14 protein-coding genes are annotated in these 12,273 nt (G+C 38.1%); 4 read left to right on the top strand and 10 right to left on the bottom strand.

Annotated features, from left to right (window positions below; all coding sequences use genetic code 11):
• Positions 1–259: 259 nt before the first annotated feature.
• Positions 260–1,663 carry a sulfate adenylyltransferase subunit CysN gene (cysN, locus tag AB4153_RS11865; protein ID WP_371997552.1) on the bottom strand — a complete coding sequence of 468 codons (1,404 nt, stop codon included), beginning with the start codon at positions 1,661–1,663 and terminating at the stop codon, positions 260–262.
• Positions 1,664–1,755: 92 nt separating this feature from the next.
• Positions 1,756–2,661, bottom strand: a complete 906-nt coding sequence (gene cysD, locus AB4153_RS11870; RefSeq protein ID WP_371997553.1) for a sulfate adenylyltransferase subunit CysD — start codon at positions 2,659–2,661, stop codon at positions 1,756–1,758.
• 491 nt (positions 2,662–3,152) lie between these two features.
• Between cysD and AB4153_RS11875 the strand changes: the two genes are divergently transcribed.
• From AB4153_RS11875 to AB4153_RS11885, 3 genes are all read left to right on the top strand, one after another.
• Positions 3,153–3,443 carry a hypothetical protein gene (locus tag AB4153_RS11875; protein WP_371997555.1) on the top strand — a complete coding sequence of 97 codons (291 nt, stop codon included), beginning with the start codon at positions 3,153–3,155 and terminating at the stop codon, positions 3,441–3,443.
• A 24-nt stretch (positions 3,444–3,467) separates the two neighbouring features.
• Positions 3,468–3,791 (top strand): hypothetical protein, encoded by a 324-nt coding sequence (locus AB4153_RS11880; RefSeq protein ID WP_371997557.1) that lies wholly within the window; start codon positions 3,468–3,470, stop codon positions 3,789–3,791.
• A 144-nt stretch (positions 3,792–3,935) separates the two neighbouring features.
• Complete coding sequence (locus AB4153_RS11885) at positions 3,936–4,073, top strand: hypothetical protein (RefSeq protein ID WP_371997558.1); 138 nt, start codon at positions 3,936–3,938, stop codon at positions 4,071–4,073.
• A 966-nt stretch (positions 4,074–5,039) separates the two neighbouring features.
• Here AB4153_RS11885 and AB4153_RS11890 read toward each other — a convergent pair.
• From AB4153_RS11890 to AB4153_RS11910, 5 genes are all read right to left on the bottom strand, one after another.
• Positions 5,040–5,279 carry a hypothetical protein gene (locus AB4153_RS11890; protein ID WP_371997560.1) on the bottom strand — a complete coding sequence of 80 codons (240 nt, stop codon included), beginning with the start codon at positions 5,277–5,279 and terminating at the stop codon, positions 5,040–5,042.
• A 66-nt stretch (positions 5,280–5,345) separates the two neighbouring features.
• Positions 5,346–5,678, bottom strand: coding sequence for a hypothetical protein (locus tag AB4153_RS11895; protein WP_371997562.1), 333 nt, complete (start codon positions 5,676–5,678; stop codon positions 5,346–5,348).
• 662 nt (positions 5,679–6,340) lie between these two features.
• The gene (locus AB4153_RS11900) at positions 6,341–7,720 is read right to left on the bottom strand and encodes a hypothetical protein (RefSeq protein ID WP_371997563.1); all 1,380 of its coding nucleotides are present in this window, start codon (positions 7,718–7,720) and stop codon (positions 6,341–6,343) included.
• A complete protein-coding gene (locus AB4153_RS11905; protein ID WP_371997565.1) occupies positions 7,708–8,283 on the bottom strand; it encodes a hypothetical protein in 576 nt (191 codons plus the stop codon). Before AB4153_RS11905 ends, AB4153_RS11900 begins: the two co-directional genes overlap by 13 nt.
• Positions 8,284–8,396: 113 nt before the next feature.
• A complete protein-coding gene (locus AB4153_RS11910) occupies positions 8,397–8,687 on the bottom strand; it encodes a hypothetical protein (protein WP_371997567.1) in 291 nt (96 codons plus the stop codon).
• Positions 8,688–9,209: 522 nt separating this feature from the next.
• On the opposite strand from AB4153_RS11910, the gene AB4153_RS11915 reads away from it, so the two are divergent.
• A complete protein-coding gene (locus AB4153_RS11915; RefSeq protein WP_371997569.1) occupies positions 9,210–9,386 on the top strand; it encodes a hypothetical protein in 177 nt (58 codons plus the stop codon).
• 118 nt (positions 9,387–9,504) lie between these two features.
• Here AB4153_RS11915 and AB4153_RS11920 read toward each other — a convergent pair whose 3' ends face one another.
• From AB4153_RS11920 to AB4153_RS11930, 3 genes are all read right to left on the bottom strand, one after another.
• On the bottom strand, positions 9,505–10,644 hold the full coding sequence (locus AB4153_RS11920; RefSeq protein ID WP_371997571.1) for a PcfJ domain-containing protein: 1,140 nt from the start codon (positions 10,642–10,644) through the stop codon (positions 9,505–9,507).
• Positions 10,645–10,881: 237 nt separating this feature from the next.
• Positions 10,882–11,730 carry a hypothetical protein gene (locus AB4153_RS11925; protein WP_371997572.1) on the bottom strand — a complete coding sequence of 283 codons (849 nt, stop codon included), beginning with the start codon at positions 11,728–11,730 and terminating at the stop codon, positions 10,882–10,884.
• Between the two features lie 26 nt (positions 11,731–11,756).
• Complete coding sequence (locus AB4153_RS11930) at positions 11,757–12,119, bottom strand: antitoxin Xre/MbcA/ParS toxin-binding domain-containing protein (protein WP_371997574.1); 363 nt, start codon at positions 12,117–12,119, stop codon at positions 11,757–11,759.
• Between the last annotated feature and the right edge of the window lie 154 nt (positions 12,120–12,273).

Consider the following 12,273-nt stretch of genomic DNA (forward strand, 5'->3'; position numbering starts at 1 on the left):
GCATTAATCAATGCCAGCTATATGTAGTATTCTCAGATTCAAGGTAACACTCTTCATGGCCGTCTAATTCGTTAGCGATAAGCCAAAGCACTAGGCACTAAGCCCAAGCAATAAGCCCCCGCATCAAACGTTAGTCACTTGTAAACTTGGCACAATCAAGGTGCTCGCACTGAACTTTTACTTTCGTAAGAGCACTTTCATACGAGCGCTTCTATATGATCGCTTTTATATGACCACTTCTAAATGACCACTTCACTAGCTAGCCAATAACTTTGGCTCCCCAGTGCGGAAAGTGCTTGCGAACCAATGCATTGAATTCAACTTCAAACTCAGAATACTGGTGCTTTGAACTAACCTCACCTTCAATGGCAGAGCGGATCATTGCAGCGCCCACTGTCACGTTGGTTAGCCTATCAATAATAATAAACGCGCCCGTTGAACGATTTTGGCTGTATGAGTCGAATTGCACAGGCGCTGTTAGAGTAAAGTGACAATTACCCATTTCATTAAGTGCCAGTTGCTGGCTACTTTCAGTAGCTAATGTGTTCACATCAACTTTAAAGTTAAAAGCATCCACATAACCGTAAACCGACTTGCTGCCCGCTTTGATTTCATACTCACGGTCTAGTTGCAGTGGCTCTTCAGCCATCCAAACAACATCTGCTTCAAGGTGGTTAGATGAATGAGGTTGGTCATGGGGTCTAACAAGCATATCGCCACGGCCAACATCAATCTCATCCTCTAAGGTAAGCGTTACTGACATTCCAGTTGAGGCTTTTTCTAAATCACCGTCAAAGGTCACAATCGATTTAATCTTGCTTTCTTTACCTGATGGCAGCGCAACAATAGTGTCACCGACACGGATTTCACCTGACGCTACAGTGCCGCAAAAACCTCTAAAATTCAGGTTTGGACGATTAACGTATTGAACCTGAAAACGGAAAGATGCATTGGTATCTTCAGTAATAGACACCGTATTAAGCAACTTAAGTAAGGTAGAACCTGGATACCATTTCATGTTGTCACTTTCGTTGACGACGTTATCGCCTTTTAAAGCAGAAATAGGCACAAAACGGATATCATCAAAGGCTAAGTCTTGGGCAAATTCACGGTAATCTTTTTTAATTTTTTGATAAACAGATTGGTCATAATCAACGGCATCCATTTTATTAATCGCGATAACAACGTGCTTAATGCCTAATTGCGAACAAATAAAACTGTGTCTGCGCGTTTGAACTTGAACTCCATGACGAGCATCAATCAAAATAATTGCTAAATCGGATGTTGACGCACCTGTTGCCATATTGCGGGTGTACTGCTCATGGCCTGGTGTATCAGCGATGATAAATTTACGTTGCTCAGTCGCGAAATAGCGATAAGCCACATCAATAGTGATCCCTTGCTCACGCTCAGACTGTAAGCCGTCAACTAATAGGGCTAAGTCAAATGCCTCATCTGTAGTATTAAAACGCTTTGAATCTTTCTCGATAGCCGCCATTTGATCTTCAAAAATCATTTTGCTATCAAACAATAAACGACCTATTAACGTAGATTTACCGTCATCAACACTGCCGCAAGTTAATACTCTAAGCATGTCTTTATTTTCATGAACGTTTAGATATGCTTCGATATCAGATGCGATTAACCTTGTGCTATCACTCATTTTATTTCCTTAGCTATCGCCGTACATCCTGCGCAGCTTGATCAATTCTTTTAGGGTTTACTAGATGGATTAAAATAGATGTATTTTTGCTGTTAGAAATAGCCTTCCATTTTCTTCTTCTCCATTGAGCCTGCTGAGTCATTATCAATAACCCGGCCTTGTCGCTCAGATGTGGTGCATAACAACATCTCTTGAATAATTTCAGGCAGTGTTGTCGCTTCAGACTCCACTGCGCCCGTTAATGGATAACAACCTAAAGTGCGGAAACGCACCATTTTATGTTCTACCACCTCATTAGGCTCAATTGGCATGCGCTCATCATCAACCATAATCAAGGTACCATCGCGCTCTACTACAGGGCGCGGCTTAGATAAGTACAGTGATGGAATTTCAATGCCTTCAAGGTAGATGTACTGCCAGATATCCAACTCAGTCCAATTAGAAAGCGGAAACACGCGAATACTTTCGCCTTTATCAACCTTGCCGTTATAGATATTCCACAGTTCAGGACGCTGGTTTTTTGGGTCCCAGCGATGCTTACTGTCACGGAATGAATAAACCCGTTCTTTAGCGCGAGACTTTTCTTCATCACGTCTTGCACCGCCAAAAGCAGCGTCAAAGCCATGTTCATCTAGCGCTTGTTTAAGCCCTTCAGTCTTCATAATGTCGGTGTGTTTGGCACTACCATGTGTAAAGGGGCCAACATTCATCGCCACTCCGCGGGGATTCTTGTGCACAATTAAATCAAAGCCATATTTTTCGGCCATTTGATCACGAAAAGCGATCATTTCTTTAAATTTCCAGTTGGTGTCGACGTGCATCAACGGGAATGGAATTTTTCCTGGGTAAAATGCTTTTCGAGCCAAATGAAGCAATACTGAGGAGTCTTTGCCCACTGAGTACAACATCACGGGATTATCAAATTCAGCGGCTACTTCACGCATGATTTGTATGGATTCTGCTTCAAGTTGCTTTAAATGAGTCAATTGTGTCGACATATCAGTTCCAATAAACCTTCAATAATTCATATGAGAAAAAGAGACCCAAATGTCAGGGTCATCCCTTTAATAATTGTTAAGCTGAATTTACATATAATTATATTACCAGTATCAAACAATAGTAAAAGTTATTAATGACGAGTTTAGTATAACGAAAAGGAATATGAAGGAATGAAAGGTTTGTTGAATATCTACACAGAGTGATGCGTTTTTTGAATAGATGATAAAAAGGGAATCTAATGAATAATGAGACATTTATTTTCCTGAAAATGGGGATTTGAGACCGTTACCCTACCCTTACTTGATATCGGATGCTAAATTTAACTGTCGCGATCAATAAACATAAACCACTAGTTTAGAGGCTTCCTAGCTTATTTCTGGACAAAAGCGAGTTACGCACTGGCATGTCTCTGAACATAATCAATTTTAATGATGCATGAAATTACTGCATTACTAAGGTCTATCTAGGCTAACTAATATGAGGATTAACAATGAAAGTCTTTGAAGAAAAGCTGGTTCAGACCGAAGTTAATAGAATTTGTGATGTTTGCGAGGAAACCGTTATGATTGAAGTGCATGGAAATAGATACGCTGAGTTCGGTGAGCTAAGTGCTAGATTTGGATATGGCTCTCAGGAGGATGGTAATATTTATCACCTCGACTTATGTGAAAAGTGTTTTAAAACAGCAGTTTCCGCTCTCAAAGAACATAGAAGAGCAATGCTAATGTTTGATAATAACAAAGAATTACCAAATGACTCCTTTGGTTTGGCTTCAACTTAACCTGTAGTTCTAGAGGTTTGAACAGTGGATATTAAAAAAATTAAGTTTCTTGCTAAGGAATTACAGAACGCTTTACCGTTTGGTAGCGAGGGGATTGTTACTCCCGAAGAGTACGCCCATGCACTTGCTATAGCTGATGAACTGACAGACGACTACAAAGACAGCTATGCGATTTTGCTCGATGTGTTATGTCCTCCCATTAAGCGTTATGAGGATACAGCGCCCGAATTTACTGAATTTAACAGGCGAATTGCTAAATCAGAGACTGAAGATGAGAAAAGGCTAGTTGAGTTGGTCAAATCCAGATTAAACCAACCTAAAATCGACGTTGATATTGATGACCTTTAGTGCTTGCATAATTTTTATTATACGCAACCATAAGCACTTATATTTACATTGCTTTGCGAACTATTCTGAATGACTTTGAATAGCTTGTAACTCACAGTGGGGCATAAATAATTTAGCCGCCCTAACCCGTTTCTGGATAAAGCCGTGGCCAGTTTTGCTGAACCACTACAGTTACAAGAAGTGCAATCGGGTAAAGAGAAGCTATTTGTTCACCCTAAATTTGTCACCTTAATGACCCAAGACAATAATCAGTTTAGCCCGTACTTTACGAATAGAAACTAAAACCCAATGTCACCAATGGCAAGCAAACGACTAAATCAATGAATTTGAAATGTGCAGGTAAGCTAACCTGCACTAACAATTTTACCGAATAAGAATGAGGATACTGTCAACTTATCTGAAATCGACAACTGAAGCTGTAAATTTTAGCCATAAGCTAATTTCTGTACACAACTAACCTGCATCCATTGAGAAAAGATCTATCACGTAGAGTTCGATAATGCTTAGCTTGTAGTAGATGACGACCAAAGCGGAACAGATTGTTCACCACACCATGACAGCTAAGAAAATGCCGTGAGACAGTTTTTTCGCGATTTTTCAATGTTGAGACAGAAATGAAAAACACTAAGGCATGAAAAACAAAACCTTATCGTCATATTTCTAGTTAAGGACATCGCATCACTCTAAAAGATAGGATGTTTGTCCTTACCTTCTATTTTTGTCCTTACATTTTGCCCAGAAGTGTCCTCAACCGGATCCATAGGGGCACTTTAAAACCCACTTATGCCCTTATCGACATAGTACTTAGTGTTATTTTTTTCTCCATCAATATGAACCACACCTTCCTCAACCAGCGACTTCATACGCCTTTGCAAGGTTTTCTTGTTAAATAGAAAAGGTTAGCCATTATTCTATTTCACCAAGCCCCATAGGCTCACCTATCTCGGCAGTGAGTGCTAAAATTGATGATTTCTCTTGTTGTAGAAACGTTTTTTTATTCATATGATAAGGACAAAATATGACATAGTTAGGACATATATATGTACCTTTGTCCCTATGAACTAGAAATAACTTAAGAGAGGCAGGGTAATTCTTCAAGCCAGGATTTAATCACTTGCAATGACATAGTTAATTTGGCCACCTAACAAAGATGTTATGTTTTGGGCATAGCAAGAGCAAAGTTCAAGGATCTCTGTGCCGAGCGACCCTCTTATTGTTATTGGAAAGAAAATCGCTCCAACAATGTGCTTAAAATTCAAAAGTGCTTTTTGAATCGAGCATAAACTCGTCAAACTCTTGAAAGTTTTTAAACTGAAGGCTGACCCCAAAGCAGCTATTGACAGACTCGAGCCCTTGCAGCATTTTGTCAGGGCTCCATGAATCTATGGCTTCACCCATTTGAGCAAAAGAAGCATTAAATTGAACTCGACGTTCGCTAAAATGTTTTTCAATTTCAAGCTCTAATTCTTGCCTATGTTTTTGGAACACAGGGTTTCTCTACATCGGACGATAAATTGGCTGCCAAGGTAAAAGTTCAACAGCCCTAAATTATTTCTAATTAATTTTCAAACTGGAAAATATTGATTCTAATTGTAAACGTGAAATAGAGGTATCAAATTTTTCAGGTTGAAAAAGCTTAATTGTAAACGTACCTTTTTCAATTAAATAGAGTGCTCTAACTAGCGGTTCAATTGATGTTCTTGGTGATATATTTACCCATTCTGCCGGTAAGATATAAAACTGAATAACTTCGCATCCTTCACCACCTTCTGAGCGCAAGACCTCAAAATTTCTTTTAAGTGGTTGAGATTTCATTGGTAAAGTTATATTTTTTACATGAATAGAATGCTCTTTTAATCTGTAGAACGATAAGCTAGTTGACGGCATAAATTATAAATTTCCCTCTTTACTCTATAAGTCATGATAATAATTTCAAATTAACATTATTCAGCCGACATTCCACACCAATTTTAAGGATAAATCTTTTGGTAGATATTTCCCATGCAATTAATCATAGTTTTGTGCCTCAGCAAATGCCAGTGTAACCCTCTCTTAAAATATGACCTATATAAGGGATGATTACACTTACAATGTGGTTTGGATTGATATTCCACTTGACAGTCTCGACTTACACAGTGGTCTGCACAGTATATAAAAATACCGTGAGATAGTTTTTTTCGCAATATTTTAATGTTGAGACAGAAATGAAAAACGCTAAAGCTTGAAAACAAACCTTAGCGTCACATGTCGAATAGTTAGGCCTATTAGACTTTTTTACAATTAGTGATTTTATAAATTAAATTCAGTTACTTACAATGAAATCACGTTAACCATGAGACATTTATTTGTCTTAAAATGGCCATTTGAGACAGTTTACCCCACCCTCCGCTTGTGCATTTATATTAAAGCTTGATAAGAATCATGGCTATCATGCGCGGTAACAACGCAATCCATCAGGACCTAGGCGAAGAACTTGAATATAATCATTAAGTGGTGCGGTGACCACTACACGCTTACCACTTAATGATGAAGGGCGTATTGCAGTCAAGTTATTGTGCTTTAAACTCTTGTACTGCCCCGCAATTGTGACAAGTCAGAGTTACACCCTCGCTATCCATAGCAGCATTTACAGTCTTAGAAGAGCACTCTAAGCAAGATAAGTCATCTGTGTCTTTTAGCTGCTGCTCATCATCTCCACAAGGGAGTATTGCAGGAGCTAATTCATCCACCCAGTAAAGTTCTGGAGACTTTGTAAAACCAGCGTCTTCATCCTCAAGTAATAGGTCAAAAAGAACTTTACTCAACGCACTTTGAGGACAAGCGGATACCCGACTTTGAGTATACATTGACCATTCCTCTTTCAATGCTCTTTCTCCCCAAGTCATCATCTCACCAGGGATAGTATTGCCAGCATGTTTTTTACCTTTGGATTTACCTCTGGCATAAAACAGGTGAGCGTTATCTACAGCCTTGCGAACAAAGTAATAGATTTGAGATGCCGAAAAGTTCTCTAGTAGCACTCGGATGATCTCACGGGCTTTCTTATCTGCACCGAATTGGACGTCTAGCTCATCAGCTTTATAGTAAAGATACTGTAGAACTTCTTCGGTAGCGACTGAATACAGTAGGTCGTATAGTTCTTCTCCCCAGCTCCGCTTGTCACTTTCTCTTAGGTCTCTATAGATAGCCAGATGAAGAGTTTTTAAGTCAGCACGTATGCCCTCATCAATAGAAATATTGGGAATCCACTGCACTCTGAACGGGTAGAAAGACTCAAAACTCTTCTCTTCACTAAATGCACTAAAACGGGACTTAGGGTCAACAATGATGACTTCTGCTTTATAAAGTTGTTCTATGAACTCATCTGTCATGCTTTCACTCGGACATAAAGGGTCAACTCGTACTGAGTCATTTAATGAAAGAATACAGTCAAACTCCCCATCTGTATGGTCTCTGAATAAAGTCAACAGTATGAGCTTTTTTAAGAAGTTTAGAGATGAATATGGAAGAGGCTGCTTAGATTCAATAGAGTAGTTGCTTTCAATTTTCTCTCTGTCTTCAAGCTCCTTTACTCTTTTTGCTTCAATCCATTTTTGTTCGCATTGCTGACATCTGCACTGCTGATTAGAGTAACTGTTCTCGTATATCTCATGGTCGCACGTTGAACATTCGATTGGGTGAGAGTTGCTGTATCCGCTTTTACTCTTACGCTTCTGTAGCATTGGGAGGTCACAGTAATCACAGTAGCAGTCATCACGTAACTGTGGTGGCAACAGCTTAATCAGCTTATTGGGGTTAGCCTCTATTGAGAACTCTTCAATTAGCTCTGAGTTTTTCACTCCAGATAAATACTTCTGATACAGCTCTTCAATTTGCTCTGTAGAAAGGTGGCTAACTTCAGGTGCTAGCTCTATTTTTATGTTATCCATCTTATCCTCCCCTCAACAAGACTCATCATATCTTCTTCGAATTCAGCTCTATCCAACATAAAAAATGGTGATTCATCAGCACTGAGAAGTTGGTCGATAAATAGGTGTGAGATCACTTCAATTTCATCGTTAATCTCGAAAACTCTATCGTCTACATCCTCGAGATAAGAGTATTCCCAAGAGCTTAGGCATGTTAATAAGTCATTTCCACCAGCAGAGAAGCTAAGCTTCCACGTTCCGCCGTCTTGTGTTTGCAAGCTCTTAGCTTCCAGCTCTGACAGTCCAGCTATGTTTTCGTCATGCCACGTCACAAATTCAATACAAGCATATTTATCAAAATCGAGAATCTCTTTTACTGCTAGATATTTGTCCGTAGTAAATAAAAAGTCGCCTTCATTGAAAGAAGGCCCAGATTCAACTTTAAAATCATGTCTAAATGCGAAAATTGTTGAAAAGTGGCTGTTATCATTAAAAAATTGGAGCGCTCCCAAAGGATCCACACTGCTTCTAAAGGCTAGTTTCATATGTACTTTTTGTTCTCTGTTATCAAAAATTTCAATCATGCAATCAATCTTCCTACTTTCAGTCTTAAGTAAACGACTTTTCTCTACGCATTCTTTTCAACTCAACACGTTCCGAGTTACTTGCTAAGAAATAATAATCACTTCTGAAAAATTCATTTTGGCTTTAATATTTGTCTAATTGATTTAATATTTCTTTCTGCGGCTTCTTTTTCTTCTTTAGTCATAGCACCTGTATTTTCAAGCTTATAAAATGAATTTTCATATTTAGCTTTAGCCTTTCTGGCTCGTTCACGAAAAAAACAAATTGGAATTGACGACTCAACAAGTTCTGTAAGTTCAGCTTTACGCACTTTATATTTACGAGCAACACGACTTATAGTTAAACGCTTTAATCCAGATTTAACAACTATGATATAAATTGTTACCTTTGCCGCGCTAAACAAATTTTAATCATCAACGAACCGCATACTATTAATATATTCATTTGCTAAATTTTCATTTTAAAAATGCATTATCTCGTTCCTCAATTTTTTATCTACTAACAAACAAATAGAGACTTTAGTTTCAACCTTTCAATATTACTTTGAACGTATCTTCATCGAAAATTAATCAGAAATTTACTTAAGACTCAATTTTAGTTGACTCACCATACGCTTCAACACAAGAATTTGCAAATAAAAAATAAAATAAAATCCAAAAAAATCAGCTACTTATGCAGTGCCACATAAGTACATTTCAGTATGCCCCCCTAATAATCAGAACAACCCAAATTAAAAAAACCAAAAAACGTTAAGATTTAATAAAATAGGCCACGACCCTATCTCTGGTTGTAACTTATTCATTATTAACCATTCTATGATCATATAAAAATTATCATTTTTCGTATTTACACTCTCATAGTGAATTAGTAACCTATGAAGCCATTATAAAAAAATTGCTCTATAAATTAAATAGGAACTATAATTATGAACACAGTACCTAAAACAGATAATCTAAGTTTAAAGGACGGAAAGTATTATTCAATAGTAGATAGCACATCGATTGAACTCAAACATTTCATCGACATTGTCGATAAGAAATTGTTGTGGCTTGGCAGAGAGCGCCATAACTCACCTGAATTCACGGTGAAGAAAAGCAAATAACAATAAGCCCCTTTAAAGGACGCCCCTCATAAGGGCAAAGCATCACTAAACTGCCGCCTAAAAATCAATCACTCCAGTCAGTTCACGTCAACCTATGACGCTTATTAATTAAACATATTTATTCCGAACCTTGTTGCAATTTCAACACCTTTTTTACTCTCTCAAACCAGCTGTAAACTAACTCTCGGGTTTCAGTTGTAGGCAGCGAATTACGCAAACCTGCAATTTGGTCCAGCTCGATAATGCCAGTTTGTTTGTTAAGCTTGATACCAATGGTGACTCTTTGTGGTTGGCTCAAAGTGAACACACAATAATGCCTAGAAACAATACGAGTATGATAAACCGCAATACAGTGGTGTTGTTCAGCGCCTTCGGTGAAAAGCTCATCATAATTCTTGATAGCTACAAAGTTTGCTTCATCTGGCACTAGAATAGAGTATGGTTTGTCGGCATCAACAGGTCTTAGTTTTTCACGCCTTATGTCATTTCGCCTATTTATCCATTGCTGATGCAAATGCTCTAGCTCGGCAAATGACGATAACTGACTAACACGTTTACCTGGGTCATTTACCCCCAGCTCGACTCCCAATGCGAGGGTATCTGATAAACATGAACGTAATGCCCTTCTACCTAGTTGGTTTTCACTGGCTATCGCCAGTCCTAGCTTAGTGCCCGTTAGAAAGGGGTATTTATTATCTAAGCTTAATGCAACATAGTTAACTGAAGGGTAATGATTAAAAGCTCTATAGCGTCGACAGTGTTTATCTAGCTGTTTTTTAACATGCTCTAACTCTAAATTTCGTTCATAGGTCAGGGTTAATTTATCAATAAACTTGAGCACAGACTTAGCACCATCATAGCCTAGACAATGCAATATTTGTCGTTGGCCTAATTGGCTAACAGCTAATGCCATTTGGTTATCTACGGTATAATGCTCACAGATTAACACTAACAATAGTGGACGAGTGATGAGTAATTGGGCTGCTACGTCACTATTGGCAGCAAGCCATAACAATTGATATTGATGCTCAGGAAATGCTTGAGTTTGTTCTAAATACCCTGTGGGAATGTTACTCAGCCAGTCATCTAAGCATTGCTCATCGTGGATAATATCAAAACCCAGTCCAAGACCTCCTTCAAGTAACTCTTTGGCCTTAGTTTTAAAGACTCGATATGCCTGTAATTTACTGTGCCAGTCATGTAATTCAATATCATAATCAAAGCCAAATGCACTTGTGGGAATAGAGATATATTGCAAGTTACACTCCTTAAGTTGTTTGGGTTTTGCGTAAAGCCAATAAGTATTCATCACTGTAACCACCACAAAGTTGAATAAATATCGTTCGATTAGTACTGTTGACAGGAAGCTGAAACCTCCCTACGGTTTATTCTATGAGCTTCGGATATCCCTGCTAAATAATGCAGCCCACCGAAGACAAGCGAAAAGCCATTTCTAAATGGCTTTTCGTTTTTATCTCCCGCCTTATATACCCCTTTAAAAACCAAGCTCGATTAACCTATCTATTGCTTGTTTTGCATAGCGTCTTGTCATTAAATCTAAGTAAGCTGGATTTTGTGTTTTAGGTAAAAAATCATCCATAAAAGTTGCAGGACGAATTAACGACAGTGTTTGATCATTTTTACAAATGAGGTCAACTGTTTGCGCCCCATCATAATCAACACCATAAATAATATACGTTGCCGGCGTTTGTGAATTTAAGTAATCATTAAGCTCTGGAGCTAACTCTTTTAGAAACTCCCGCATAACCGAACGAGCCTTAAAAGATTGTTCTTCATTACTTGCATTATTAGTGGCAAACTCGACTGACACACAACCCTTTTGATTTTCGCTTTGATAAGTATTGAGTTGTAGTTGGTATGGATACCGCTGTTCTATCCAGCTTGTCACCGTTTCTTCTACCGCGAGTAGGATAAAATGCATCGCTGTATACAAGGAACCGTAATAAAAAATGCCATCAATATACAGCCTCACCCAGTCGCCATAAAACTTGCTTACGTAATTATCAGGCGCCTTTGCAATATATTTGGGGGGCTCCATTTCTTCTAAAATCGCGTCATCATGGGACTCTTGATATTGCCAGTAGGGAATATCATAACTAAGCAAATCAGGAAAATCACAAATATCCCTCTCAGGTCGAAAGGGTTCATTCATAGTTAAATGGTCTTTGCCTTTTACAAACAGTTTTTGACATTCAGCAATATACTTATTTTTCTGCGCATCGCTTGCATCAAGGTACACATTATCCGCATCGTCATCATTAAGGCTCGAAATGCCAGGAAAGTAAGCCTCTAAAATCTGCTGCTTTTTATATTCTAGATCCATCATATTTCCCCCTAATGTACAGAACGTTAAAAGTTCCCTAAATTTAAAACATGGTTCATAACAGCTTCAAAGTCTCCATGCTCCCCTTCCAATAAAAGCGAAAGTGGCGTTTGACCGTTAAATAATGAGTGCTGATTTTTCATTGTCATGAAGCCGTAAACATTATCTGGATTTGAAAAAACCTGTCTTAACCCGCCATGGATATTCAAAATGTAGCTTATACGTATGACTTGATCTTGATTTAAGTCTTGCTGATTAACGGCGCTAATGTCGTCTTTATTCTTAAAGCAAAGTAAGACTAGTATTTGATTTTCATTACAGCCCCATTTTTCAAGTATTTTTAAAACGGCCTTAAGTCCGACTTTAAAACCTTTCTGTGTAAGCTCCATACCAGCCTCCTACAAAAAACCAAAAACATATTCTTGAAAACTTAAGCGACTAATAATCACAAAAGTAAACTTGCTAAAAATAGAATAATAATCAAAAAACACTGTTGATTTATAAACCAAACAACTGTATAAATCAACAGTACAAGTAATTAAT

The organism is Shewanella sp. 10N.286.52.E4, assembly GCF_041468785.1.
Lineage (GTDB): Bacteria > Pseudomonadota > Gammaproteobacteria > Enterobacterales > Shewanellaceae > Shewanella > Shewanella electrodiphila.